Source organism: Synechococcus sp. CC9311 (assembly GCF_000014585.1).
Classification (GTDB): Bacteria; Cyanobacteriota; Cyanobacteriia; order PCC-6307; family Cyanobiaceae; genus Synechococcus_C.
On the sequence record NC_008319.1, the window covers coordinates 228,836 to 255,351 of the forward strand.

At 53.6% G+C, this 26,516-nt stretch carries 26 protein-coding genes; 15 read left to right on the top strand and 11 right to left on the bottom strand.

Going from position 1 to position 26,516, the window contains the following annotated elements; translation table 11 throughout:
• The first annotated feature begins 12 nt into the window (after positions 1-12).
• From SYNC_RS01060 to SYNC_RS01095, 8 genes are all read left to right on the top strand, one after another.
• Positions 13-1,155 carry a glycosyltransferase gene (locus SYNC_RS01060; protein WP_011618205.1) on the top strand — a complete coding sequence of 381 codons (1,143 nt, stop codon included), beginning with the start codon at positions 13-15 and terminating at the stop codon, positions 1,153-1,155.
• Positions 1,148-2,419, top strand: coding sequence for a glycosyltransferase (locus SYNC_RS01065; RefSeq protein ID WP_011618206.1), 1,272 nt, complete (start codon positions 1,148-1,150; stop codon positions 2,417-2,419). The genes SYNC_RS01060 and SYNC_RS01065 overlap by 8 nt, the downstream gene beginning before the upstream one ends.
• On the top strand, positions 2,419-3,594 hold the full coding sequence (locus SYNC_RS01070) for a glycosyltransferase (protein WP_041426841.1): 1,176 nt from the start codon (positions 2,419-2,421) through the stop codon (positions 3,592-3,594). The genes SYNC_RS01065 and SYNC_RS01070 overlap by 1 nt, the downstream gene beginning before the upstream one ends.
• A 218-nt stretch (positions 3,595-3,812) precedes the next feature.
• Positions 3,813-4,682: a sulfotransferase family protein gene (locus SYNC_RS01075; protein WP_041426286.1), complete on the top strand. Its 870-nt coding sequence runs from the start codon at positions 3,813-3,815 to the stop codon at positions 4,680-4,682.
• A gap of 1,075 nt (positions 4,683-5,757) precedes the next feature.
• Positions 5,758-6,600, top strand: coding sequence for a sulfotransferase (locus SYNC_RS01080; RefSeq protein WP_041426287.1), 843 nt, complete (start codon positions 5,758-5,760; stop codon positions 6,598-6,600).
• Positions 6,601-6,826: 226 nt separating this feature from the next.
• Positions 6,827-7,084: a hypothetical protein gene (locus SYNC_RS01085; protein WP_148201798.1), complete on the top strand. Its 258-nt coding sequence runs from the start codon at positions 6,827-6,829 to the stop codon at positions 7,082-7,084.
• Positions 7,081-9,492, top strand: coding sequence for a UvrD-helicase domain-containing protein (locus SYNC_RS01090; protein WP_011618211.1), 2,412 nt, complete (start codon positions 7,081-7,083; stop codon positions 9,490-9,492). Before SYNC_RS01085 ends, SYNC_RS01090 begins: the two co-directional genes overlap by 4 nt.
• Positions 9,493-9,496: 4 nt before the next feature.
• On the top strand, positions 9,497-10,732 hold the full coding sequence (locus SYNC_RS01095; RefSeq protein ID WP_041426289.1) for a CCA tRNA nucleotidyltransferase: 1,236 nt from the start codon (positions 9,497-9,499) through the stop codon (positions 10,730-10,732).
• A 55-nt stretch (positions 10,733-10,787) separates the two neighbouring features.
• Here SYNC_RS01095 and SYNC_RS01100 read toward each other — a convergent pair whose 3' ends face one another.
• From SYNC_RS01100 to galE, 3 genes are all read right to left on the bottom strand, one after another.
• The gene (locus SYNC_RS01100; protein WP_011618213.1) at positions 10,788-12,083 is read right to left on the bottom strand and encodes an O-antigen ligase; all 1,296 of its coding nucleotides are present in this window, start codon (positions 12,081-12,083) and stop codon (positions 10,788-10,790) included.
• Between the two features lie 136 nt (positions 12,084-12,219).
• Positions 12,220-14,412, bottom strand: coding sequence for a selenide, water dikinase SelD (selD, locus tag SYNC_RS01105; protein ID WP_041426290.1), 2,193 nt, complete (start codon positions 14,410-14,412; stop codon positions 12,220-12,222).
• On the bottom strand, positions 14,409-15,521 hold the full coding sequence (galE, locus tag SYNC_RS01110) for a UDP-glucose 4-epimerase GalE (RefSeq protein ID WP_011618215.1): 1,113 nt from the start codon (positions 15,519-15,521) through the stop codon (positions 14,409-14,411). Before galE ends, selD begins: the two co-directional genes overlap by 4 nt.
• Positions 15,522-15,611: 90 nt before the next feature.
• Here galE and hisS point away from each other — a divergent pair, with 90 nt between their 5' ends.
• The 3 genes from hisS to SYNC_RS01125 are packed head-to-tail and all read left to right on the top strand — an operon-like array spanning position 15,612 to position 19,411.
• Positions 15,612-16,898, top strand: coding sequence for a histidine--tRNA ligase (hisS, locus tag SYNC_RS01115; protein WP_011618216.1), 1,287 nt, complete (start codon positions 15,612-15,614; stop codon positions 16,896-16,898).
• 36 nt (positions 16,899-16,934) lie between these two features.
• Positions 16,935-18,374, top strand: a complete 1,440-nt coding sequence (locus tag SYNC_RS01120) for a nucleotide sugar dehydrogenase (protein WP_011618217.1) — start codon at positions 16,935-16,937, stop codon at positions 18,372-18,374.
• The gene (locus SYNC_RS01125) at positions 18,371-19,411 is read left to right on the top strand and encodes an NAD-dependent epimerase (protein WP_011618218.1); all 1,041 of its coding nucleotides are present in this window, start codon (positions 18,371-18,373) and stop codon (positions 19,409-19,411) included. The genes SYNC_RS01120 and SYNC_RS01125 overlap by 4 nt, the downstream gene beginning before the upstream one ends.
• Here SYNC_RS01125 and SYNC_RS14915 read toward each other — a convergent pair.
• The 7 genes from SYNC_RS14915 to SYNC_RS01160 form a co-directional block, all read right to left on the bottom strand.
• Positions 19,402-19,689 (bottom strand): hypothetical protein, encoded by a 288-nt coding sequence (locus SYNC_RS14915; RefSeq protein ID WP_237699244.1) that lies wholly within the window; start codon positions 19,687-19,689, stop codon positions 19,402-19,404. The two genes, SYNC_RS01125 and SYNC_RS14915, sit on opposite strands and share 10 nt — an antisense overlap.
• 387 nt (positions 19,690-20,076) lie before the next feature.
• Positions 20,077-20,277, bottom strand: coding sequence for a photosystem II reaction center protein J (locus SYNC_RS01135; protein ID WP_011618220.1), 201 nt, complete (start codon positions 20,275-20,277; stop codon positions 20,077-20,079).
• Between the two features lie 11 nt (positions 20,278-20,288).
• Positions 20,289-20,408, bottom strand: coding sequence for a photosystem II reaction center protein L (locus tag SYNC_RS01140; RefSeq protein ID WP_006853746.1), 120 nt, complete (start codon positions 20,406-20,408; stop codon positions 20,289-20,291).
• Positions 20,409-20,426: 18 nt separating this feature from the next.
• The gene (gene psbF / locus SYNC_RS01145) at positions 20,427-20,564 is read right to left on the bottom strand and encodes a cytochrome b559 subunit beta (protein ID WP_006853745.1); all 138 of its coding nucleotides are present in this window, start codon (positions 20,562-20,564) and stop codon (positions 20,427-20,429) included.
• Between the two features lie 3 nt (positions 20,565-20,567).
• Positions 20,568-20,816 carry a cytochrome b559 subunit alpha gene (gene psbE, locus SYNC_RS01150; RefSeq protein ID WP_006853744.1) on the bottom strand — a complete coding sequence of 83 codons (249 nt, stop codon included), beginning with the start codon at positions 20,814-20,816 and terminating at the stop codon, positions 20,568-20,570.
• Positions 20,817-20,925: 109 nt separating this feature from the next.
• Positions 20,926-21,936: a photosynthesis system II assembly factor Ycf48 gene (locus tag SYNC_RS01155; RefSeq protein WP_011618221.1), complete on the bottom strand. Its 1,011-nt coding sequence runs from the start codon at positions 21,934-21,936 to the stop codon at positions 20,926-20,928.
• 17 nt (positions 21,937-21,953) lie between these two features.
• Positions 21,954-22,394, bottom strand: coding sequence for a rubredoxin (locus tag SYNC_RS01160; RefSeq protein WP_011618222.1), 441 nt, complete (start codon positions 22,392-22,394; stop codon positions 21,954-21,956).
• A gap of 100 nt (positions 22,395-22,494) precedes the next feature.
• On the opposite strand from SYNC_RS01160, the gene SYNC_RS01165 reads away from it, so the two are divergent.
• From SYNC_RS01165 to SYNC_RS01175, 3 genes are read left to right on the top strand one after another with little or no spacing between them, the layout of a single operon-like run.
• Entirely contained in the window at positions 22,495-22,857 is a 363-nt protein-coding gene (locus SYNC_RS01165; protein ID WP_041426843.1) for an NAD(P)H-quinone oxidoreductase subunit 3, read from the top strand.
• Positions 22,858-22,860: 3 nt separating this feature from the next.
• Positions 22,861-23,640, top strand: coding sequence for an NADH-quinone oxidoreductase subunit NuoB (nuoB, locus tag SYNC_RS01170; protein WP_011618224.1), 780 nt, complete (start codon positions 22,861-22,863; stop codon positions 23,638-23,640).
• The gene (locus SYNC_RS01175) at positions 23,637-24,188 is read left to right on the top strand and encodes an NAD(P)H-quinone oxidoreductase subunit J (protein ID WP_011618225.1); all 552 of its coding nucleotides are present in this window, start codon (positions 23,637-23,639) and stop codon (positions 24,186-24,188) included. The genes nuoB and SYNC_RS01175 overlap by 4 nt, the downstream gene beginning before the upstream one ends.
• A 1-nt stretch (position 24,189) precedes the next feature.
• Here the strand turns inward: SYNC_RS01175 and yvcK are convergent, their stop codons facing one another.
• Positions 24,190-25,545 carry a gluconeogenesis factor YvcK family protein gene (gene yvcK, locus SYNC_RS01180; protein ID WP_041426845.1) on the bottom strand — a complete coding sequence of 452 codons (1,356 nt, stop codon included), beginning with the start codon at positions 25,543-25,545 and terminating at the stop codon, positions 24,190-24,192.
• Between the two features lie 140 nt (positions 25,546-25,685).
• On the opposite strand from yvcK, the gene SYNC_RS01185 reads away from it, so the two are divergent.
• Entirely contained in the window at positions 25,686-26,513 is an 828-nt protein-coding gene (locus SYNC_RS01185; protein ID WP_011618227.1) for an ABC transporter ATP-binding protein, read from the top strand.
• Positions 26,514-26,516: the final 3 nt, after the last annotated feature.

Consider the following 26,516-nt stretch of genomic DNA (forward strand, 5'->3'; position numbering starts at 1 on the left):
TGAGCAGGATTCATGCAAATCGCTTTTTACATCGATTCACTTAAGCTTGGTGGTGCCGAGCGTGTCCTTTTGCTTTGGGCTGGTTGGTGTGTGCAGAACAACTGGCACGTCACCGTAATTACCCGTCAGGGACTCGAACAGGATGTGTACCCCCTCCCCACAGGAGTGCAGCGAAGGGTCGAGGCCCCTTTGCCCTGGGGATTAGAACGCTTTGGTTGGTGGGCCTTTCCTCTTCGTGTATGGAGCCTGCGTCTTCTGCTCAAGGAGCTGGGCCCACTTGACTGCGCGGTGGGTGTGACCACCTTGCCAGCTATCAAATTGCTGCTTGCGGCACATGGGGGTCGGATTCGCTGCTTGGTCTCGGAGAGAAATTTCCCCCCTGCAAAGCGTCCTGCGCTGCCATGGCGTTTGCTGCGCCGCTTCACCTATCCATGGGCCGACTTGCATTTGGTGCAAACCTCAGAAACCGGTGATTGGTTGAAGCGACACTGCGGAGCTCACCGGCAGCGGCTTATGCCTAATCCCGTGACCTGGCCACTACCGGATCGAGACCCTCGATTGGATCCTGATGACTGGCTTGATGCCGACGTCCCAATGTTGCTGGCCGCCGGAACCAAGGCGCATCAGAAAGGATTTGATCAACTGATGCAAGTGTTTGCCTTGCTGGCCCTGAGGCATCCAACTCTGAGGTTGGTCATTTTGGGATTGGGCAATTCTAAATATCACGGCTGTGATCAGCAGGCCATGTTGCGGGGCCTCTTGCCAGAGGATGGGGCCCTACAGCGTCAGCTGCTTTTCCCTGGGATGGTTGGAAATATGTCGTCCTGGTATGAAAGAGCAACGATTTTTGTTTTGCCATCTCTTTATGAGGGCTTCCCCAATGTGTTGTTGGAAGCAATGGCTGCTGGCTGTGCCTGTGTTGCCAGAGATTGTGATACCGGCCCTCGAGATCTGATTGATCAGAATCACAACGGGGTGTTGCTGCCATCCGAGGCTACTTCCAATATGTGGGCTGAAACGCTGGATGAGCTACTCACGCAGCCTGTACGTAGACGACGTTTGGCAGATGCTGCCAAGGGAGTGCGTGAGCGCTATGCCGAGTCCGTATTGCGTTGTGATTTCTTGGAGTCCTTGAAGGGGTTGGTCTATGGATGATCTATGGGTGGTGCTACCTCATCTTGGGGCAGGAGGTGCCCAGAAGGTGGCTCTGCTGGCAGCGGAGCATTTCGCTGCTCAGGGGTTGCGAGTTCGGGTGATCACGATGATTCATGGTCATCCCGTTCTGCATGCCTTGCCGGATGGAGTGAGGCATCAGGAATTGAGCCCACAGCTGGAGGTCCTGAAACCTTGGCTCGGCGATGGTTCCAACCGTTCTTTGCTGGCCAGAGGAAGTCGCTATTTGATCGCCAATCTGATCAAGGTGTACAGGTTCATGATCAGGGCTCAGATGGTTTTGATTGGCCCTTGGTTGGAGTCGCACATTCGTCCGGGTTCCAGTGGTTTGGCCGCTGAATTGTTTCAACTAGGCACCACCACCCTGCTCGGTGATCGGCTCCTGCAGTTTCGAAATCTGGTTGAGCAGGAGCAACCGCGCAGAATTTTGGCGTTGCTCACACGCACCAACATCGTGTGTTGTCTGGCTTGTTGGGATTTGCCGGTGCATGTTGTGGTCTCTGAGCGGAATGATCCGGCTCGACAGCGACTTGGAACATTTTGGGCGCTGTTACGACGCCTCTGTTACCGCCGTGCGGATGTGGTCACGGCAAATACAGATGGAGTTTTAAAGGCATTGAGTCGGATTGGAACCTGGCAAAGACTTGAGTTGCTCCCTAACCCATTGCCCTTTGGGGTGATATCAAGTGCTGAGAATGGCAGCGAGCGCGACTTGGAAGTGTTGGCTGTCGCACGCCTGAAGATACAGAAGGGTTTGGACCTGTTGATTCGTGCCTTTGCGTCCATTCCAGAAGTCCGCCGGTTGGGTTGGTGTCTCACCGTGGTGGGGGATGGGCCAGAACGAAGTTCTCTGGAAAACCTCGTCACCAAATTAGGAATCGATGGTGTTTTTTTTGAGGGGTTTCGCTCCGATCCACAAACTTTCATGCAAAGGGCCGCAATTTTTGCTTTGCCATCTCGTTTCGAGGGCATGCCCAATGCTTTGTTGGAAGCGATGGCCGCCGGCCTACCTTGCGTCGTCAGCGACGCATCACCTGGCCCGTTGGAAATGATCACCGATGGTGTGAATGGCCTTGTGGTTCCCCATGAGGATTGGCCGGCGTTGGCAAAAAAGCTTGAAATGTTGATGGAAGATCAGATTCTCCGCTTTCGTCTCGGTGAGGCTGCTCGTCAGAAGCTGCGCTCACTGGATTGGTCAGTTGTTGAGCCTCATTGGCGCTCTGTGCTCGCATTGCCGAAGCTTTGATGTCAGGGACCGAACTCAACAATCAGAGGTTGCTTGTATTTGCGCCGACTAGGCGTGCCCTAAGTGAGACCTTTATTCGGGCCAATTTGGAGGGTCTGCCCTTTGAACTCTCTGCCTATTTCGGAGATGAATTCCAAGGCAAGAGACCTCTTGCCTTGGCCTATTCCTTCGGCATCACCCTGAGCAAGGTGCTGACCCGCCTTCACCTTTTGCGCTTGGCTGGCCTTCCAGCATCTTTGGTCGCGTGGTGTTTGATTCAAAAACACAGACCTGATCTGGTCTTGGCTGAATTTGGCTTTGAAGCAGTACGTGTGATGGAAGCCGCGGTTTGGGCCAAGGTCCCTCTTGTGGCGCATTTCCGAGGATCGGATGCTTCAGCTCATGATCGCCTTGGTCTTTTAGAAGGTCGATATCGCCGTTTGCTTGGTGTGGTTTCTGGAGTGATCGTGAAGTCCAGACCGATGGCACAAACTATGGAGCGATTAGGTGCTGATCCCGCTCATATTTTGATCAGTCCATCTGGTGCTAACGCACAGTTGTTCAGAGGTGGCAATCCAGCAATAGCTCCACCTGTGCTACTTGCGGTGGGGAGGTTCGTAGCCAAAAAGGGCCCTTTACAGACAGTGCGTGCGTTTGGGCGGTGCAGTGAGCAAGGCGGAACCGCGATGAAGACAGCCGAATTGTGGATGGTTGGGGATGGACCGTTGCTAGTTGCGGCCCAGGCTCTGGTGATTCAGCTCGGCTTACAGAATCGAGTGCGCTTCTTAGGGCCTAAGCCACCGGTAGCTGTAGCTGCTTTAATGCGAGAGGTACGTGCTTTCGTCCAGCATTCCTGCGTGGCCCCTGATGGAGACAGTGAAGGGAGCCCCGTATCAGTAATGGAAGCTCAGCTCAGCGGCCTTCCTGTGATTTCCACGTTTCACGCAGGAATCCCAGAGGTGGTGATCGATCAGACCACTGGCCTCCTTGTGCAAGAAGGTGATGAGCGGGCCATGGCTGACTGCATGATCGAATTGCTTCTTGATCCATCCAGAGCTGAGGCCCTTGGGAATGCGGGCAGGAATCGGGTATTGCGTCACTACACCATTGATCATCATCTGCGTGATGTCACTGCTTTTTTGCGTGCCAGAATGCCAATGTCTTTCGTAGGACAAGAGTTGATTAAGCATGTTTAGATCACTTGATGATTGTTGGCAGTTTTGGATGGCTTCGCCAAATCCATGGGGCTGTTTTTTGTCACCAACGCTTTATAATTTGAACAATAAAAGGAAGAAAAGCTGCTTAATTGCTTGCCATGGATGGGCGTAAAAGTCAGAAACCATTCTCTGTTTTTATATGAAGCCGCTCTGTCTTTTTGTTTTGGTTTATGGAAGTCCTTGCATGACCTAGATTGATGGCTTTACCTCCTCTGTATTCCCAGATGCCAACAGTTGTGTATATAACAAGTAGAGGTCATAGTGGCTCAACCTTATTGTCGCTTTTGATTGGTGGAAATTCTAAAGTCGTAAGTGGGGGTGAGCTGAAAATGTTAATCAATTCAGATCCTAGGCGGAGGTTTTGTAGTTGCCATTCACTCAGTCCGGAGCAGTGTCCTTTTTGGAGTCAGGTGCAGGCTAAGGTTATAGATTTAGTGGGTGTATCTTTGTGTCAATTATCATTGATGGAGGGTGGTAGTGACGACATGTTTTCTAAGCACAATCAGGCATTGTTTGAGGCGATCGCATCTGTAAGTGGCTGCTCGATCATTGTTGACTCCTCGAAGTCATTGCTGCGGCTTTCGCGCCTTCTTAAGGCAAAAGAGAAGGGTTGTGCGATTGAAGTGCAGCCTATTCATCTTCATCGTGGGCCGTTAGGTACTGTAAACAGTGCCCGCAAGAAGGGGCATCCGTTGTTGTCTGTTGCGCAAAATTACTCAACAGCATTCTTCAAGACTCGTGAATGTTTGAGCAAAACGCCCTCATTATTTATCAGTTATGAACAACTTGCGTGTCATCCTAGGCGCTGTCTTCAGCGTGTGATGCGTTGGATTCAATTGCCTCTTCAGGAATCTCAACTTCAATGGCGGGAGGGGATTCGCCGTGATGTCGGTGGAAATCGCATGCGCATAGGAGAGTCAACGAAGATTTGTCTGGATCAGAGTTGGAAGCGTGATTTGAAGCCTGTAGAGGTTCTCAAGTTGACACTTTTAACTTTGCCAGTCCGTTTGCGTTGGCGATGGCTCTATCGCAAGTTCCATGGTCGCAAAATTGGGTTTGGCTTGTAGATATTGGGATCATTTTTGTCAATCTGTATGCTTGATTGCCTATGCGTGGAGTGCTGTTTTTTTGGTTTGTGTATTGCCTTGTAATTGGTAATCTCGATTTTGGAAAGCTTTTAGTGTTCCCTTTGGACTAGCGATGGGTTTCTGTATGAGCTTGATGCTAAAATGACTCAGTTAAAGTATATGGATCGAAAACATACATGTCGCGATGGAACTTGGTTTATATCACTAGCAATAGCCATAGCGGCTCTACGCTTTTAGATATGTTAATCGGCTCCCATTCCAGTTGCATCACTTTGGGTGAGATTCATAAGCTGACTCGTAAGTCGAAGGGTGTTTGCGCTTGCGGTGCTCCCAACTATCAGGAGTGTGCTTTTTGGCGTGACGTAGATGCGCGGCTGCAGGCATGTGGAGGACCTAAGCTAGCTCAATTGCATTTGGATTCCACTCAAAAAGATGAGTTTCAGGAGATGAATTACTATTTATTTCGTGTGCTTCAAGAAAAGACAAATGCTCAATGGTTTGTGGATTCTTCTAAGAAGTTATCGCGATTAAAGAGTCTCGTCTCTGATCCTTCGTTTAATGTTATTCCCATTCACATTATCCGCCGACCTGAGGGGGTTGTGTGTTCGAACCTTAGAAAGGGTAGGAGCTTTTATAGTGAGTTGCATTCTTATTATTATGATCTTTGGAGCCGGTATAAATACTTGCATTGCCGTCGTCACGTTTTAATATCTTATGAAAGCCTTTGTTCTCAACCTGACCTTGTTTTAGGAAAGATTATGGGAAGGTTAGGGTTGTTTTTTGAATCCGCCCAGCTCCAGTGGTCTAAGCACGAGCATCACAATGTAAACGGCAACAAGAGGACGAGAACCAGTCGTCAATCATCGATTTGTTTAGACGAACGTTGGCGGCGAGAGCTTAGCCTGTGGCAGCGCTTCGTTGTTAAGCTCGCTACGGTCAAATTTAGATTAAAATTGCTTTTATTCTTAAGGATATGGCCCAAGCCCCTATGAGTGACAAAGGGTGACATGCAATCTGCTTTTTGCGATAATTGGCATGTCTCTTGTTGAAAGACATGCGTGAAAATGGACCTCACTTCATCGTGATCGGTGCCCAGCGCTCTGGTACCACTTGGCTGCATCGTGTAATGACACAACATGATCAGCTTTGGTTGACCCCGGTAAAAGAACTGCATTATTTCGACAAGCAAGAACTACGGTTAGGCGTAATGAGTGCCTATGAGAGGAATAGGGCGCGTTTTTGGAGCCCACGTCGTTTAATGCTAGATCCACGATGGTATTGCCGATACTGGTTTCTTCCTCGTAGTGATGAATGGTATGGAAAATTATTTCGTCGTGCCCGTCAAAAAGGAAAAATAACAGGAGAAATTACTCCTGCCTATGCAGTCTTGCCAGAGAAAGAATGGGATCATTTGTACTCTCTTTTCCCTGATGTTCGTTTGGTTTTTATTATGCGTGATCCGATCATACGAACTTGGTCTGCTTTGCGCAACAATATGAAAAAGGGTCGTTTGAATTCTGCTTCATCTGTGGATGAATTAGTTGCGCAGGCTTCAGGCTTCTCGATGGCATCTCGTTCTGACTATTTGCGGACGATTAAAACTGTGGAGTCTCGATTCGGTGCAGATCGAGTGCATTGTTGTTTCTTTGAGCAGCTTTTAAGCGATCCTACGGAATTGGCTGACTCCCTCTTTCAGTTCTTGGGAGCAAAGCCTATGGGAGAGGCTCTCAACATTCCCCCTGCTGTCAATAGTGCTGCTGGAGGCGATGCTCCACCATTTGCGCTTCAACAAGCTTTGGCAGAGCAATACTTGCCAATGGTCGATGAATTAGCTGAACGTTTTGGGGAGGTTCCCCTGAGTTGGGCCAATAGATACCGTAATTTGCTGGGAGTATAAATTTCTATCGCAAGTTCTGGCATCCTTGAGCAAATTCTTTTCAGGTGGACTGAAAGCTTTTTATTTCTGCGATGATCTTGAGAATTAATTGATACATCTCATGAACGATTTGCTTCATTACGCTGGTCATGGCTCCGACCGCGTCTCAACCGATTGTGTCCACTATCCGATTTCAACTGATTGCAAATGCAGGAATTCATATCCGCAAAATGCTTTCCTTCAGGTGATGACCGACAATGGGACGGTGATGTTCGACATGTTTGAGAAGGTGATTCAGCGACCTGTCTCTGGTGGGTTGAAAGGATCTAACTCTTTTATTTGTATGTCTGAATTGCCAGCTGTTCAGCTTTCAACATCTTTGCTGGAGTCCATGCTGCTTACAGCGTCATTGCAGCGGGTTGTAAGTGGTGATCTCTCGGCTATCTCGTCTTGGTTTCAGGCTCTTACAACTCCAGCAGTTCGAGCCGATACCATCACTCCATGAGCTTTCTTGCCGGTCTCAATGACGCCCAAAAGCGGGCGGTCGATCACCATGAAGGCCCTCTTCTGGTCGTTGCTGGAGCGGGGAGCGGTAAGACTCGGGCCCTAACCCATCGGATTGCCCACTTAATTGGTGAGCATGGAGCCGATCCGGCCCAGATCTTGGCGGTGACCTTTACCAACAAGGCCGCCCGTGAGATGAAAGAGCGGCTGGAACTGCTTCTGGCGCAACGCTTAGCCCAAAGTCAATTTGGTCAACCCTGGAGCACGCTCCCTCCGGTGGAGCAGCGTCAGTTACGCACGCGGATTTATCGCGAGATCACGAAAGAACTATGGATCGGCACATTTCATGCCTTGTTTGCACGGATGTTGCGCTTCGATATCGATAAATTCAAGGATCCGGAAGGTCTCACTTGGACGAAGCAGTTCTCTATTTATGACGAGGCGGATGCTCAGAGTTTGGTAAAGGAGATTGTGACCCAAGAGTTGCAACTTGATCCAAAACGCTTTGAGCCCAAAAAAGTACGCTGGGCGATTAGCAACGCTAAAAACCAAGGTTGGTCTCCTGACGATTTGGAGGCCAATGCCGAGGGGCAGCGGGGCAAGCTTAGTGCTGATGTATACAGGCGTTATCGCAAGGCATTGGCGGCTAACAATGCCCTGGACTTCGACGATCTACTGCTCCTACCTGTGCGGTTACTGCAGCAGAATGAACAAGTGCGTGGGTATTGGTTCCGACGGTTTAGGCACGTGCTTGTTGATGAATATCAAGACACCAATCGTACCCAGTATGAGTTGATCAAACTGTTGGTAACGGATGGGAAAGAGCCGCAACAAGTGGACGATTGGTCAGGCCGATCGGTGTTTGTTGTGGGTGATGCTGATCAAAGTATTTACAGCTTTCGTGCCGCAGATTTTACGATTTTGATGGGGTTTCAGGACGACTTTGGTGACAAGGCCCCTGATGATGTGACGCGCACAATGGTGAAATTGGAGGAAAATTATCGCTCTACCGCCACGATTTTAGAGGCTGCGAATGCCTTGATCTCCAACAACAGTGAGCGAATCGATAAGGTACTGCGCCCTACGCGTGGTGAAGGTGAGTTGATTTCACTTACACGCTGCGATGACGAAATCGCTGAAGCGGAAGCTGTGGTGCATCGGATGCGGATGATGGAAGCGGCAAATCCAGATCTCAGCTGGAAAGATATGGCCGTGCTGTATCGCACCAACGCCCAGTCTCGAGCGATCGAAGAATCCCTGGTGCGCTGGCGGATTCCCTACGTGGTGGTCGGGGGGTTGCGTTTCTACGACCGTCGTGAAATCAAAGACTTGTTGGGCTATCTGCGTCTTTTGATTAATCCAGCTGACACCGTCAGCTTGCTGCGAGTGATCAATGTGCCCAAACGTGGCATTGGTAAAACCACCATTCAGCGTCTAACCGATGCTGCTAATCAGCTAGGAATTCCGTTGTGGGATGTGGTGAGCGATCCCGAGGCAGTGCGTTCCTTGGGCGGCCGTTCCGCCAGGGGGCTGCTGCAGTTTTGTGAGTTGATCAACAGCATGAAGGAGCGCATTCATGCTGCAACCCCATCAGAACTCATACAAGAGGTGATGGAGAAGAGTGGCTATGTCAGCGAGTTGATTGCTGATGGTTCCGATGAGGCCGAAGAACGTCGCCGCAACCTGCAGGAGCTGGTGAATGCGGGTCTCCAATACCAGGAGGAAAATGAAGAAGGTGATTTAGAGGGATTTCTAGCTTCTGCTGCGCTCGCGAGTGATGCGGATAGCAAGGACACGGCTGCAGACAGGGTCACCTTGATGACCTTGCACAGCAGTAAGGGACTTGAATTTCCAGTGGTGTGCCTGGTGGGATTGGAGCAGGGGTTGTTCCCCAGTTATCGCTCCCTGGATGACCCGGCCTCGCTGGAGGAGGAGCGCCGACTTTGCTATGTCGGCATCACCCGAGCTAAAGAACGTTTATTCATCTCCCATGCGAGTGAGCGGCGCTTGTGGGGCGGAATGCGTGAGCCAGCCATGCCCAGCGTGTTTCTTTCCGAATTGCCGGAAGGTCTTGTGCAGGGTGATGTCCCTCAAAGCGGAGGCGCAGCGCTGCGGCGTGAGCAGCGTCTGGAGCGACTCACCCGCGTAGACCGCGATGATTCCCGACGGGTGGCCTCCGGCGGAGCGTCCGGAGCGCCAGCCAATGCCGTCCGTCGCCGCCAGGCTGGACCGGCCCCTGGAAAAAGCTGGAGTGTGGGCGATCAGGTGGTCCATGCCAGTTTTGGTGTCGGGGAGATCACCCACACCTTTGGTAGCGGTGAAAAGGTGTCGATTGCCGTGAAGTTTGCGGGTATGGGGCCCAAAATTCTCGACCCGCGCTTGGCACCGATCGAGCCTGCTGGAGGCTGAGGGGGTGGAGCGTCCAGGTCTTCCACCTCAGCTTTTACCGGCACTTCAGGCCCTCGCGTCAGAAGTTGGAGTGTCCCGGTTGGCTCTCGTGGGCGGTGCTGTGCGAGATGCCTTGTTGCACGATGAGCACTGCGATCCATGGCGAGAATTGCCGGATCTGGATTTGGTGATGGAGGGGTCGGCCTCTGAGTTGGCGGCTGCTCTTCAGCGGCACTACGGAGATGAGCGGGTCCAGGAGGTGCGTGTTCATGGTGCCTATGGCACAGCTGAGCTGTCCTTCGATGGCGTGTTGCTCGATCTAGCGGGCGCGAGGCAAGACCACTACCCGGCACCGGGCGAAAACCCTGTGGTGGAGAGTGGCTCCTTGGAGCGCGATTTGGAGCGTCGGGATTTCACGGTGAATGCGATGGCCTTGGAGTTGTCGCTTTCTGGCGATCGTGAACCATTGCTTTTGGACCCGCACGGCGGTCAAGCCCATCTTGAGCGCCGTGAACTTGCCTTCTTGCATGCGTCCAGCGTTGCTGATGACCCCACGCGGGTTATTCGTGCTGCTCGCTATGGGGCTCGACTGGGGTTTGTGTTAACACCAAGCTCTCAGGACCAACTGCGCACAACCTTGAAACGTTGGCCTTGGTCTTGGCGGCATGGCCAATCAACCGAACATGTTCCCCCTGCATTAGGCACACGCTTGCGGATGGAATTGGAGTTGCTGTTTGAGAATGAACCGTGGCTAAAAGCTTTGGAGCTACTGCAGCAATGGGGAGCATTAGCCCTACTCGATCCGCTTCTGTCCTCGAACGCGACGCTCATCCGTCGCTTGCGTTGGGCGATGAGGTTGAAAGTGCCATTGATATTGGCTCTGGTGGCTGCTGCTACTGACCCTTGCTCGCTAGGACAGCGTCTGCAGCTTCCGCTTCGTCAGCAGCGCTTGTTGGAGGAATCGATGTCCTTGACAAACTGGTTGCACTCAGAAGTGTTGCCACAAGCATGGGTTGGCTGGAGCGCAGTTCAGTGGACGGAAGCTTTGGAGACTCGAGCTTGGTCACCTGAGTCAGTTGTCTTAACTGTGGCAATGGGCGTGCCATGTTGGCGCCCGATGTTGCGTTGGTGGGGGCGCTGGCGAAAGATCCGATCGCCACTGAGTGCAAAAGATTTGATCGCAAGCGGCATACCCGCTGGACCAGGTCTTGGATTAGCCCTTCATCAGGCCAGAGTGAAGGCGCTTGACTCTATGAGATGAATTTAGTGTTGAAATTTTTGAGAAATTATTGGTTGAACAACTCTGGGCGAATAACTCATTGCGATTGATCTGGGCTTTGCCATGCGAGGGCAGAGCCGGCCCCTAAGCCTATTAAAACCTGATTGATTGGGCTAGATACATATATCGTTGTTGAGGCTGCAAATATTAATAAAGTGAGATTTAGTCCTAGGCTAATTTCTGCCCAGCTAGTTGAGTTAAATGGAGGCCAAGAAAATATTTTGGTTGAGACCCGTTGCTGACGCAATAGTCCATACGCAACTAGCATTGAAAAACTTATAAGTACAATTATTCCAAGTAGTCCATGGTGGCCTGCAATGTTGGCGAGTGTGTTGTGAGCGTGCCCAAAAGGACTTCCTGGGCGTATGTATTCACACGCTTCCCGTAGCTTGGCTGAGTCGAAGCCTGTTCCGATCCAGAAGCGCTCTGTTGGTTTGAGCATTCCCTTGTCGATCCAGCAAGATGCCATGCGCAGCCGCATCACATCACTTGATGCAAACCCTTTTGCAATCACGAAATGCCAAGCCAAGCTCCCTGTTAATCCGAGGGTGGCAATGGATGTAATGATTAATTGTTTCGCTGATAGACGATTGTTAATCCGCATCCAAAGCCAAGGGATAGAGATTGCTATTGGTACGGCGATGATGGCCATGCGCGAACCGGTACCTAGAACGATTAAATATCCTGCGAATGCAATTATTAGACTTGCTGCTCTTGCAGGAATTTGGTGCATTTGAGTAGTGCTATACCATGCAGATAAGGTCAATAAGCCAGCAGTCGTTGCCAGTCTGTTGATGCTACCCATGCTCTGCTTGGTGTATTCGTAGTAAATACGATAAATAGATCTTATTGACCAGTCGTCGTTTAGGTGCATTCTCCAGGCGAACCATGTAGCAATTGGGATAATTGCGATGCCGAGCCAGCGAAGAAGACTTAGCCACTGTTTTTTGCTGAATTGACTGCTAATTAATAGGCCCGTGAGGATTAATAAAAATTGTACTGGTCCTCTGTAATCGTCGCGTTCGATCACATTTCGGGCATTTAAGAGAAGGAATCCAAGCAGGCCTCCCCAGGCTACTAGGGTTGCTTGAGTTGAGCTTTTAAGGATCAGTTTGCGGATGGCCGCTGACATTTGTAAAACTAACCATGCAAATAAGCTGATTAAGCCAAGCTCACGACTTTGTTTGGTTAGGTGGAGTGCCACGCTGAAGGGTATCAGCGCATTAATTAGATCGTCGTTGCTTAGCAGGTTTCTTGATATGTCCTGAAAAATTCTTGTCAGCCTGACGAGTGGTTGTGAACTCAATTGCGGATGGCTCTTGGAGGACCCCATTGTCTCACTTTTTTGAAAATATTATTGCATACAAAATTTTACTTCGGTCTGCTGTAATAGGCGTTGTTGGTTTTGTCGACCTCAATACTGTTTCTGTCAATACTATGGTTGCTTCGCTTAACTTAAATGTTTCAATTTAGTTTCTTGAATGAGAAAATGCTCTGCCAATCGACCGCCACTCGTCTGGGGCCTGGGCCAGGAGTGCTTTGGCCATTTCTGGAGCGATGCTGATCAGAAGTGGTCCGCATGTTTGGGGATCAACTAATAGATCCAGCAATGCTCTGCTAGATCTGCTGTTCTTGGTTTTTTGGCCCATCGTCAGCGTTACCAAGGCATGCCCTGAGAGCTGCGCCTTGGGATGCAGCAATGCGAAGGCTCGCCTATTTGCTGGAGCAAGGCTGCTCGAGTGGCCTGCACTCAATAGTTCTAGGGCTCCTGGTAAGGCTGGGATTTTTTCCGCGTCCAAAATGACTTGAGGCTGTGCTGTGACTTCGGGAGCGTCCCCGAGCATCTCGCCTAGGTGGCCTAAAAGCCCAAATCCAGTGATATCAGTTGCGGCATGGAGTTGACCAGGGTGCTCTTTCTCAAGATTCCTAAGTAGATCAACTAGCCGATGTTGGCTCCTATTCATTTGTGCCAGTGCCTTGTCAAGTTCACCTGGCCGCACGGCCCCTTTCATGGCTGCAGCGAAGAGCACGCCCATACCAAGTGAACCGCTGAGTAACAACTGGTCGCCGGCTTGTATTCCGCGCTTGTTCCAAATCGGACCTTGCGCTGAACCCTGCACGTTCAAAGCCACCTGAACCCCTAGGCTCAATGTCCCCTCGGTATGGCTGCGTGATTCCAGGGTGTGGCCGCCGATCAGCTCTGCGCCTTGGGCCTCAAGCGCCGATCTCAGGCCGGCAAGAGTTTGGCTGAGCAACAGTCGTTGCAACGATTGAGCCGCTTGCGGCAGAGTGACCACGGCTTGGGCTGAGCGCACTCTTGCGCCACACGCCCAGAGGTCGGAACAGGCGTGCAGAGCCGTAAGCCTGGCATTAAGCCATGGATCACTGATCAGTGCTGGGAAACCATCCACGCTTTGCAAAACGGGATCGCCATCTGTGCTTTGGGTCTCTGGTATGGATGCGGCATCCTCTGGTGTATTGCCAAGCTTGGCGAATCCGGCTTCCTCGAGGGCTGCTTCTAGATCATCTGCGGGAAATTTTGCGGCACAGCCCCGGCAAAGCATGGCGCCTTGCGAATCGTGGTTTTCTTCAGCCATATGCGTCCCTTGCAATCGGGACATAAACCGGCGGTCAATGTGCTCTTTCCATTTCCACAGCAAGGCGTGGGGGCCTAGGCAGATCGGACCCCAGAGGGCCCATGCTGTTGGTTCCCCGTTGATGCTGAAACCGCCTACTAACTGCATGGCATGACGCTGGGAGCGCCAGGGACGTAATGGCCTGTTGTTGCAGCTGGCCTTGAGGTTGCGTGACAAGGGCCCAGCGGCTCGTACAGCCCAGACGCCGGAAGCGGGTCGTGGGTCGGCGTCGATCACAGCGCAGTCTCCTGCCGCGAAATGGCCTGAATGGCCCAGCACTTCCAGAGTGGCTTCTGTTCGCACTCTCCCTCGCTCGTCGACTGGTAACCCGCTGTCTTTCAACCAGGTGGGTGCACAGCTACCAGTGCAGTTCAGATCGAGGCTTTTCTTTCCCTGGAGGGAGGGTTTGGTCCTCCCTCCAGGGGTAGAGGCTGGTTGCACCGATACCCCTGCAAGGGCTAAGCCTCTTTGAAATGGTGGGTGAATGGAGTCCGTTCGTGCTTGGAGGCTCAACGTTCGGCTGGGCCAGCGATGGCGTAGAGCAAGGCTCACTTCGATTGCCGCTAGGCCTGAACCCAGAATTCGTACTGGAGCGGTCAGTGAATTCGCGTCGGCCTCATCGATCGCGGTGAGGGCCTGTTCCAGCGGTTTAATCGCGAGGGTGTCTTGTTGGATAGGGCCAAGGTTGTTGGTGATGCAGCCCACGTTGAGGCTGAGCTGGTCGTATCCAATTGGCGGTCGATCAGCTAACCAGAGTTTGTGTTTTGCGGGATCAAGCCCTTTGATCTCCGCGACGATGAGAGCAACTTCGGCCTGATCCGTCAGCTGTCTCAGATCGATCTCCAGTTCTTCGCGCTGGTAAAGGCCTGCTACAAGTCCTGGAACCATTCCTGAATAAAGAGCGGTGCTATGCCGACTGACCAGGGTGATGAAAGTGTTTGGTCTGCTGCCAGGGTTCATGACCCATTTCCTAAGCAGCAATGCATGGCTGTGCCCTCCTCCGGCCAGCACCAGATGCCCTTTCATGTTTGGCGGATGTAGCCCTGCGGATTGGCCTGTTGCCAAGCCCAGCCATCACGGCAGATCTCGGCGAGCGAGCGCTGCGTGCGCCAATGGAGGTGTTGGGCCGCCAGAGTTGGATTGGCCACGGTGAGGGCGGCATCGCCAGGACGCCTGGGAGCGATTCGATAAGGAATCGCACGCTGGCTCGCCGCTTCCATAGCCTTCACCACATCCAGCACGCTCGCTCCCTGCCCGCTCCCCAGATTGAGGGTGAGCAATTGGGGATCAGTGTTGAGCAGCGAATGGAGTGCTTCTCGGTGACCTTCGGCTAGATCCATCACGTGGATGTAGTCGCGGACTCCGGTTCCATCCGGCGTGGGCCAGTCGTCACCAAACACGGTGAGTTCAGGCCGGCGGCCTATGGCCACCTGCGTAATAAAGGGGAACAGATTGTTGGGGATGCCGTTGGGGTCTTCCCCAATCCGGCCACTGGGGTGGGCGCCTACGGGATTGAAATAGCGCAACCTTGCAATGCGCCAGCCACCCTGGCTGGCTTGGATCGGTTCGGGTTTGCCGCTGCAGCCTGCTATGTCGGCAAATAGGGCTTCCGCGGCTTGTTTGCTGGCTCCGTAGGGATTGATCGGTTGGATCGGAGCCGTTTCCGGAATCGGCACTTGATCCGGGTAGCCGTAAAGGGTTGCGCTACTGCTGAACACCAGGGTGCGGCAGCTGTGGCGGTCCATCGCACTCAGCAGTCTCTGAGAGCCAACAACGTTCACATCCCAGTAGCGCAAAGGCTGTTGAACCGATTCACCCACAGCCTTTAGTCCAGCGAAATGAATCACCGCCTCAATCGGCTGGTCGAACGTTTTTGTGCTTGTGAACAGGGCATCCAGGCATTGGGCGTCCCTGATATCTCCCTCCACAAGGGTCAACGTTTCCGGTGCTGCTCGCAGGGTTGGTTGATCTCGCTGCAAGCGGGCGCCTGCGAGTTCAGCGACCCGTTCCAGGGCGATCGCTGAGCTGTTGCTGAAATCGTCCAGCACCAACAGTTGATGGCCAGCCTCCAGCAGCACAAGGCAGGTATGGCTGCCGATAAAGCCGGCTCCGCCCGTAATCAGCAGCTGAGCCATTGAACAATCTTTATACCCAAGCATTCTGGGGGGGAGTGGGCCCACTTACAAGATTGGGCGGCAGACTGCGCTTGTGATGGTGGTGGCGCTGTGAGTCAGCTGCAGACTTTGCGCGGAATGGTGGATCTGCTGCCGGAGCAGACACGACGTTGGCAGGCTGTTGAGTCGGTGGCGCGCGAACATTTTCGCTGCGCGGGTTTAGACGAGATTCGAACGCCGTTGCTCGAATTCACGGATCTGTTCGCCCGGGGCATTGGTGAGGGAACGGATGTGGTGGGTAAGGAGATGTATACCTTCTTGGATCGTGGCGACCGCTCTTGCACCCTGCGTCCAGAAGGCACCGCCTCTGTGGTGAGAGCAGCCCTGCAACATGGCTTGCTCAGCCAGGGAGCTCAGCGGCTGTGGTACGGCGGCCCGATGTTCCGCTATGAACGTCCTCAGGCTGGCCGTCAGCGACAGTTTCACCAGATCGGTGTTGAATTTCTCGGGGCCAGCAGTCCGCGAAGCGATGCTGAGGTGATTGCCCTGGCCTGGGATTTGTTGACTGACTTGGGAATTCAGGGCCTCAATCTTGAAATCAACAGCCTGGGCACTCCAGATGATCGCCAGCGGTTTCGCTCTGAGCTTGTGCAGTGGCTTGAGGAGCGCGTTGAGCAGTTGGATGCAGAGTCCCAAGCGCGTCTCACCACGAACCCCCTGCGCATTCTTGACAGCAAAGACAAGGGCACCCAGCAGCTGCTGAATGATGCGCCAACGTTGTTGAAGGCACTCAGTAAGGAGAGTGTGGATCGGTTTGAGCAGGTGTGTGCCCTGCTGACCGCGCTGCAGATTCCCTATCAACTCAATCCTCGCTTGGTGCGCGGTCTCGATTACTACGGCCACACTGCCTTTGAAATCACCAGCGATCAACTTGGTGCCCAGGCCACGGTCTGTGGCGGTGGTCGTTACGACGGTCTGATCCAGCAATTGGGTGGTCCAGTTACGCCCGCGATCGGCTGGGCATTAGGGATGGAACGTCTGTTGCTGGTGATCTCCGCTGCTGCGCAAGCCGATCCCGATGGAGCTGCGGCACGGCTCACTGCGACGCCATCACCGCTGGTCTACGTGATCAATCGCGGCGAGCAGGCTGAACCGCAAGCGTTGAGCTTGGCCCGGCAATGGCGGGGGGCAGGCCTTGCCGTTGAGCTGGATGGCTCGAGCGCGTCGTTCGGCAAGCAGTTCAAGCGTGCCGATCGTTCCGGTGCGCCATGGGCTGTGGTGCTTGGCGACGAAGAGGCTTCGGCCGGCCAGGTGCGGCTGAAGCCCTTGCGTGGTGAGGGGGAGGAAAAGCAACTCACCTGGGAGGACGCGCTGTCTTACCTCATGAAACAGCGATAACCTGCCGGGATCAAAGACGACGCCAACGTTTCTCCGATGAGCAGCAATCCCACGATTCAATCGATTTGCTGTATCGGTGCTGGCTATGTAGGCGGTCCCACCATGGCTGTGATCGCCGATCGCTGTCCGGATGTGAAGGTCACGGTTGTGGACATCAATCAGGATCGGATTGCTGCCTGGAACAACGGCGATCTCTCCAAGTTGCCTGTGTATGAACCAGGCCTGGATGCGGTGGTGGAGCGGGCCCGCGGGCGCAATTTATTTTTCTCCACGGCTGTGGAGGAAACGATTGCGTCTGCGGACATGGTGTTCATCTCCGTAAACACACCCACCAAGACCAAGGGCCTGGGTGCTGGGCAGGCCAGTGATCTTCGCTGGGTGGAAGCCTGCGCGCGAACGGTGGCGAAGGCCGCTCAGGGCTACACGATCGTGGTGGAGAAAAGTACCCTTCCGGTTCGAACGGCGGAAGCCGTCAAGGCGATTTTGGGGTCCGTTGATCCATCGTCGGAGCTGAAAACTTTTTCGGTGCTTTCCAATCCTGAGTTTTTGGCTGAGGGGACGGCGATTCGCGATCTTGCAAGCCCAGATCGCGTCTTGATCGGTGGGGATAATGCCGAAGCGATCGATGCTTTGGCAGAGATTTATCAACAGTGGGTGCCTGAAGAGAAGATTCTTCGCACCAATTTGTGGAGCAGCGAGTTGTCCAAGCTCACCGCTAACGCGTTTCTTGCGCAGAGAATTAGCTCGATCAACTCCGTTGCGGCTCTGTGTGAAGCCACCGGTGCGGATGTGCGCGAGGTGGCGAAGGCGATCGGCACCGATAGCCGGATTGGACCCAAATTTCTGAGTGCAGGCCCTGGTTTTGGGGGTAGTTGTTTCCAGAAAGATATCCTCAATTTGGTGTATCTCTGTCGTCACTTCGGTTTGCCAGATGTGGCCGACTATTGGGAGAGTGTGGTGTTGCTGAACACCTGGCAACAGCACCGCATCGCCCGCTTGGTGGTTCAGAAATTGTTTGGCACGGTCACGGGCAAGCGACTGGCCATTTTGGGCTTTGCGTTTAAGGCGGACACCAACGACACGCGCGAGGCTCCAGCGATTCGAATTTGCAGAGATCTTCTTGAAGAAGGCGCTCAGCTGGCCATTCATGATCCAAAGGTGGATCCGGAACAGATCAGCCGCGATTTAAAACTGATTGCGAGCCACGCACCGGAGGCGGATGCCGGGCCAACTCGGGGTGCCTTGAGTGGAGAAGCCACCTGGTGGCCCAGCCCCGATGTGGCCTCAGCGCTGCGGGGTGCCGATGCCGTCCTGATCCTCACGGAGTGGAAGCAGTATCGGGAGCTGGATTGGGCCGCACTTGCGCCGTTGATGCGCAAACCGGCTTGGTTGTTTGATGCCCGTGGCGTCGCTGACCCGAAACAAGTTGCCTCCGCTGGTCTTAACGTTTGGCGCGTTGGCGAGGGTGACGCGTGAGCCAGGTGTCTTTACGTCCGATTTTGGTCACAGGTGCGGCTGGCTTCATCGGAGCCGCGTTGTGCGAGCGACTGCTTCAACGCGGTGATCGTGTGATCGGCATTGACAATCTCAATGATTACTACGACCCAGCCCTGAAGCAGGCACGTCTTGCTCGCATTGAGACACTGGCCGTGTCAACGGCGGGAGCTTGGAGTTTCCACCGCTTGGCCTTGGAGGATGGTGATGCCTTGCTCAAGCTGTTTGCGGCAGAGCAGCCTCGCGTGGTGGTCAATCTTGCTGCCCAAGCGGGTGTTCGTTACTCACTGGAGAATCCAGCTGCCTACATCCAGAGCAATTTGGTGGGCTTTGGCCACATCCTTGAAGGTTGTCGTCACCACGGCGTTGACAATTTGGTGTACGCCTCCAGCAGCTCGGTGTATGGCGGCAACCGCAATTTGCCGTTTCACGAACAGCAAGCTGTGAATCACCCCGTGAGCCTCTATGCGGCCAGCAAGAAAGCGAATGAGTTGATGGCACACACCTACAGCCACCTCTATGGGTTGCCAGCAACTGGCTTGCGCTTTTTTACGGTTTACGGCCCATGGGGCAGACCGGATATGGCTCCAATGTTGTTTGCCAGGGCGATCTTGGCGGGTGAACCCATCAAGGTGTTCAATCACGGGAAAATGCAGCGTGATTTCACTTACATCGACGACATCGTGGAGGGTGTGCTGCGCTGTTGCGATCAGCCCGCCACCTCGAATCTCGACTTTGATCCGATGCAACCTGACCCGGCTACGGCTGCTGCACCCCATCGTGTGTTCAATATCGGCAACAGTCAGCCCACCGAACTTCTTCGTTTTATTGAGGTGATGGAACAGGCGTTAGGCAGGGAAGCAATCAAGGATTTTCAGCCGATGCAGCCTGGTGATGTGGTGGCCACGGCTGCAAACACAGAGGCTTTAGAAACTTGGGTGGGATTTAAGCCTTCGACCCCGATCGAAGAGGGCATCCAACGGTTTGCTGATTGGTACCGGAAGTTTTATCAACCATAGAAGCGTTTCCCGTCCACACGTTTTTGTTGGTGCCTGCGGGCTTGCTTGCGGGTGTATTCGCTAACGGTTGGATTGGCCACGCTCGGGTCGACATGAGCCACCTGCTCCCAGAGATGTTGGGGCGCCCAGCGCACTGTGTATTCATCAGGGGAATGTTTGATGATGTGGCACCAATGGTTGCTGCCGCATTGTTCGCAATACAGCTCCTCAAGCCACTCGTTGCTTAACACAAACACTGGATAAGCATTGATGACCAGTCGTGCAGTTTTGGAAGCCATCCCACGTCTCTGAAGCGCTTCTGCGCTCAGTAAATGCAAAAAATATTTTTTACCATTGCCGCGAATAATCTGGTCTTGGTGGACCGGGCAAACCAGCTTCCGGCCTTTTAGGCGTCTGTCGCGAGATCGCCGTATTTTCTGATGCTGTTTGACTGAAGAGGTCAATGAGAACCATTCTTCGTTTCACTCAGACTATGCCTTCACACCTCGATTGAGGAATCTATAAGTGCTTGAATTGGATTGAGAACTGATTTATGCACGATTGGAATTACGCATCGTGTTACGCGCCTGCCGCCTGAGTGATGCCTTCTCAAATAAACTTTAATAAAAAACCCATTGATAATAAAGATATCAATGGGAAATATTTAATAGGGTTGAAGAAATTATTTAAGCAGAGCCAACGCCCACATAGGAGCCATAAAAGAAGAGGCCAACAACAAAAATGACTGCCATCCCGCCCGCTGTGGCAACAAGCCAAAGAGGAAGAGTGCCTTCAGTCCAGCGCGACTTCCAGGCAACGGCTGGTCGGCCATCAGGTAGACGATCTGGTATGCGACCGTCTGGCAGATTGGATTTCTTACCGCTCATGATTCAGACCTTCAGTTGAAGAAGTAGCTGGAAAAAAGGATTCCAGTCGTAAAAACAATCAACAGCCCGAGATAAAGGCTGGTGCGGTTTAGTTCAACCGGCAGATTGTTGGGGTTGGGATTGCGCTCCATGGAAATTTCGTTGGGTGATTAGCGGCGAATAAACTGCATCGCAGCTAGGGCACCCAAGAAGAAAACTGTGGGAACACCCAAGGTGTGCAAAGCAAGCCAACGCACCGTAAAGATCGGGTAGTTGCGAGGCGTTGAAGTGGCTGGAGTCTGTGTCATGGCTTATTTCAAGCGCAGGTCGAGTTCAGATTTGCCCTCATAACGCTGGCTCACAACAGGAGCCTTGCTTTCAGAGGCCTGAAAATAAGCATCTGGACGAGGTGTGCCGAAGGCGTCGTAAGCGAGGCCTGTGGACACGAACAGGAACCCTGCCAAGAAAATGGATGGCAAGGTAATGGCATGAATCACCCAGTAGCGAATACTGGTGATGATTTCAAAAAACGGGCGTTCCCCGGTGGAGCCGGCAGCCATAGCATCGGGCGTATCAGCTAATTGATCTTAGGGCAGCTGCCCCGAACTCGCGCTGCTCTCACCGCACTGGTTACAGAGCGTTGTCAGAGCCGCGGGAGTTCTCATCTGATCAGCTCGTCGCGGACCAGCGCAAGAGGTTGCCGCGCTCGCCGAGAAGGAAGGCGTGCAATCGATTGCCGCTGTGATCGAACACGAAACGGTTGAAATTCGTGGGGGTTTGATTCGCTTCGGGATCTCGTTCCCAGCTGTCACCGTTGTCACGACTCACCAGCAAAGTCCCATTGCCACCACCGGCCCAAATGGCACCGTCATCGGACCAGGCCATGTCCATGTAGCCGTAGCCATTGGTGATCGGGATGATCGCTTTACCCCAGTTCTCGTTGTCAACGTCATCTTCGTTAAAACGAATTTGAGCACCTCGAGCCACCATCCACAACTTTCCATCAGGTTGATAGCCGATGCTTTGCAGGCGCTGACTGCTTACGCGCTGGTGCACTTGCCAGACGTCTTGCCCAGGAGCCCATCCGGCATAGAAGTTGCCGAGGCTGCTCACGCTCACATATCCCCCTTCAGGTCCGCGGCGCAAATCGCGAATCGCACCTGCGGCATCACTCACTTCCGCTTCCCAGCTTCCGCCTCCGTCACTGGTGCGATAAACAGCGCCAACATTGGTTGCTAGTTCGGCTGTGTTGGGTCCCAGAGCGGTAATCAAGTAGGGCTCGCCTGGAAGTTTGGTGTCAAGGAAGAGTCGCGTCCAGTTATTGCCACCATCTGTGGTGTGCATGAGCAAACCAGGCTGACCTGCAATCCAGCCATCGTCACCGTCGAAGGCAATACTGATTAATCGAAAATTCTCTTCTTCTGGGAGATCAAGGCTGCGTTCATTCCAATTGGCGCCGCCATCATTCGTTTCGAGGATGAGTCTGTTGCTTCCCACAAGGAAGCCATGGTCTGCGCTCGTGAAGGCCACATCCAGAGGATTGGCTTGGGTGTTGAGATCAATGGCTTGCCAGGGGCTGGATTGTGCCATCGGCAAACGCGTGGTGACGCACCCACCAAGACCGAGGCCAATGCAGGCCACTAAAAAAAGATTGAAAAAAGGGGTAAGCAGTTGCTTCATTGGGATCAGAGGTGGTCTCAGCGCAGTGAATAAAGGGAGAGGAAGAAAGCAAAGCCAAGGGCGAGGCCGCCAAAAATCAGCACATTTTTTTGCCCTGGAGTGAGGCGGTTAACGCCGAGACCGAAATTAAGGTTCTCCTCAAATCCACTCGCTTTGGATCGAGGGCCAATGTCGGTAAAGGCTCCAACCCTGCTGCGGCAGACCGGACAACGGAATCTGATGGGGTCGAGATCTTCAAAAGCGGTGCCCACAACGATGCCCAGCTTTTTGACACCCTCATCGGGGTCGTAAACGTATCCACAGCTTCGACATTCGAACCGATGCGTGCGTGGATCGGTTGTCTCCTTGTCTGTACTGGTGCTTGCTTCGTCTTGATTGGGTTCTGCTTCGATTAACTCCTCTGCGAGGGGGTCAACGTCGGCGGGAACTTCCGCTGCTGGGCTGATCTCGTCGCTCACCGCTCCTCCACAAGGTGTCAAGACTCTATCGGCGTTGGGCCTTGCAACGACAGAGGTGGTCTACGAATGCCAGACTGGGGTCCAGATCGAGGCTGCCTTGATGTTTGTGCTGCCGGGTTATGACGCATTTCTGGGATTTCTGCTGATTGCAGCAGCAGTACCGGTTTTGGCGTTGGTAACCAACAAGCTTCTGGCTCCTCGCAGTCAGACCGGAGAGCGTGAGCTCACCTATGAATCCGGGATGGAGCCGATCGGTGGAGCTTGGATTCAATTCAATATTCGCTATTACATGTTCGCGCTTGTCTTCGTCATTTTTGATGTGGAGACGGTCTTCCTTTATCCCTGGGCTGTTGCCTTCCATCGCTTGGGCTTACTGGCTTTCATCGAAGCCCTTGTGTTTATTACCATCCTGCTTGTGGCATTGGCCTATGCATGGCGTAAAGGCGCCCTCGAGTGGAGCTGATTGATGACCGACCCCATCACCATGACCTCAACAGGCGACAGCCCTTCGATCCAATCCCTTCGCGATCTTCGTGAAGCGAGTTGTGGGCCTGTTGGTGGCGCCGCAGAGGGTTCGCCCACTGTCACGAACGATCTGAGTGAGAACGTCATCTTGACGAGCTTGGATGACTTACACAATTGGGCGCGTCTGAGCAGCCTTTGGCCGCTGTTGTACGGGACGGCCTGTTGCTTCATCGAGTTTGCGGCCCTCCTCGGCTCGCGTTTCGACTTTGATCGCTTTGGACTTGTGCCTCGCAGCTCACCCAGGCAAGCCGACCTTTTAATCGTTGCTGGCACCGTCACGATGAAAATGGGTCCGGCGTTGGTGCGTCTTTATGAGCAGATGCCCGAACCGAAATATGTCATCGCAATGGGGGCCTGCACCATCACGGGTGGCATGTTCAGCGCTGACTCCACAACAGCTGTTCGTGGTGTTGACAAACTCATCCCTGTTGATCTTTATCTTCCCGGATGTCCGCCGCGTCCCGAAGCGATTTTCGATGCGGTGATCAAGCTTCGTAAAAAGGTGGGAAACGAGTCGGTGAGTGATCGCCGTCAGCTCAAGCAAACGCACCGTTACTGCACCATCGATCACGCCATGGTTCCCGTTGAACCGATCGTGACGGGGGCCTACCTGCGCGCTGAGACTCAGGTCGCAGCTCTCTCACCTGGTGTAGGTGTTCCGATGGCTGCACCAGAGCAAACTGAGTCTGCTGAGCCCGTCTCCTCAGGTGCGTCGTCATGAGTCCTAATTCTTCCGAGAAGCAGTCGTCTGCTGATGTGCCTGTTGCGGCGTCGCCTCAACCAGGTCCTGTTAGTCAATGGCTGAATCAGCAAGGCTTCGATCACGATGCCTTAGAGCCCGACCATCTAGGTGTCGAGCAAATCGGTGTTGAAGCGCTCTTCCTGCAAGTGATTACTGCAGCCTTGAAAAGCAATGGTTTCGACTACTTGCAATGTCAAGGCGGATATGACGAGGGTCCGGGCGAGCGGCTCGTATGCTTTTACCATTTTGTAGCGATGGCTGAGCTCATCGACGGAAAAAGAGACAACCTGCGTGAAGTGCGTCTCAAGGTGTTCTTGTCTCGGGAGGGGGAGCCCAGTCTTCCCAGCATTTATGGCCTCTTCCGTGGTGCGGATTGGCAGGAGCGTGAAACCTTCGACATGTTTGGCATCCACTTCGAAGGTCATCCCCATCCCAAGCGTTTACTGATGCCTGAAGACTGGACGGGCTGGCCGCTTCGCAAGGACTACGTGCAACCCGACTTCTATGAAATGCAAGACGCTTACTAAATCAAGCGTTTTGATTGTCACGCTTATGCCGCCGGTAAAAGCGCATCACAGCTAAGGCAAGACTGCGCGGATCGTGACGGAGAGTCGCCGTGGGCCGACTCCCTTGAAGTGGGGCTTGCATGACTTCAAAGCCTTCTTGTTGCAGGTGGCTGCTGTTGCAGATCACTGGTTCTGCACCCAATTTCCGGTAGTGCGCCAGAAGAGCAGATTCCCTGATTGGCTCCTGGGCGAGCACGCAGTCGAACAAGCGCTTGCTCACCCCGAGAGAAGCCAATTGGGCTTCGATGGCTCGCAGGTGACCACTCACATCCAATCCATCCGTTTCGCCTGGTTGGGTCATCAGGTTGCAGATGTAAAGCCTGGGCGCGCGGCTGCGTTGAATGGCCGTGACTAATTCAGGCACTAGCAAGTTGGGGAGGAGTGAGGTGTACAAACTGCCTGGCCCCAGCAAAATCAAATCGGCGTGGGCAATGGCTTCCAGTGCTCTGGGTAATGCCGGTGGCTTTTCCGGCAGGCATCCCATCCGCACAATCGGGCTGCGTGCATTGCCGATCGCCGATTCCCCTTCAATCCTGGTGCCGTCTTCGAGTTCAGCCCAGAGACGGACGTCAGCGTTGGTGGCAGGGACCACTTGGCCTTGAACCGCGAGAACGCGACTTGAGGCTGTGATCGCTGTTTCCAGACTCCCCGTAATCGCGCTGAGGGCGGAAAGAAAGAGATTGCCAAAGCTGTGGCCTTCTAGACCGCTGCCAGCCGAGAAGCGGTATTGGAACAGCCGGGTGAGTAAGGGTTCTTCTGTAGAGAGCGCGGCAAGACAGTTGCGGATGTCACCTGGAGGCAACACACCAAGTTCGCGGCGCAGCACGCCGCTACTGCCGCCGTCATCGGCAACGGTCACGATTGCGGTGATGTGGCTGCTGTAGCGCTTAAGCCCACTCAGCAAGGTGGATAGGCCTGTTCCACCACCAATCGCCACGATGCTCGGCCCTCGATTGAGGCGACTTTTTGCACGCAACGCATCCACTAAGACCGTGTCTTTTTCCGGGGCCAGGGCTTGTTGGATCGAACCAAAACTCTGGCTTTGCCCCCAGAGCAGCAGTCCGACTCCCAGCAGAAGAACAAGAGGGCCGGTGATCGCCCCCGGCAACACTCTTGTGATCCATCCAAGGGATTCTTGAATCGCCCACAGCATCCAATAAATGGGTTGCAGGTCTGCCCAGACGGCAGCCCCTAACAGGGCTAAGACCAAGCCGAAGCCTGAGGTGAAAAGCCACCTCTTTACCACAAGTCCTGGTTGCAACCAGCTCATCGCCCTGCGGGAGCGCAGCATCAAATCGCGCTGCCGTTCCACCTGCATGGCTCGGAGGTGCTGACGATTTCCGCGGCGTGGAGGGCTGCTCAAAAGGGATCGGGTGCGATGGAGTCAAATCCATCGATGTGAGTGAACTGTACGGAAGTTGACCCTGATGACCAACCTTTTGCGGCAATCCAGGCAGGATGAGTCAACTTTCAGCCATCAGCCCTTTGGTTAACGCGCGGGATTCCTCGTACAAGCCCGTTGTTGAGATGAGAGATCTCACGATGCAGTGGGGTTCCCATTCGGTTCTGGACGGGGTGAATCTGTTGATGAAACCCGGGGAGCGCATCGCAGTGGTGGGTCCTTCAGGAGCGGGAAAATCAACGGTTTTGCGTTTGTTGGCTGGTTTACAACTACCCACCGCTGGCGAATTGAGGTTGTTTGGTGAACCTCAGCCATACCTCCGCCTGGATCAACGGCGCCCGCCCGATGTGCGTCTTGTCTTCCAAAACCCAGCACTGCTGGCGTCCTTAACGGTGGAGGAAAACGTTGGCTTCCTATTGAACCGGCTCGGAAGGATGCGTCCGGCCCAAGTTCGCGACCGTGTCATGGCCTGCTTGGAAGCTGTGGGTCTTTATGAAGTCGCTCATCAATATCCCGGCGAAATAAGCGGAGGGATGCAGAAGCGAGTGAGCTTTGCTCGCGCCTTGATTGACGATCCAGATCGAGATGAAGCTGCGATGCCTCTCTTGTTATATGACGAGCCCACAGCGGGTCTAGACCCAGTTGCAGCCACGAGGATTGAAGATTTAATCGTGAAAACCACCACAGTGGCTCAGGGGTGTTCGGTGGTGGTCAGCCATGTGCACAGCACTATCGAACGCACGGCAGAGCGGATTGTGATGCTGTACGGCGGCCGGTTCCAATGGGAAGGAACAGTGGACGATTACCGAACAACAGATAATCCCTACGTTGTTCAGTTCAGGACGGGTAACCTGCGCGGACCTATGCAGCCTGCTGAACACTGAATT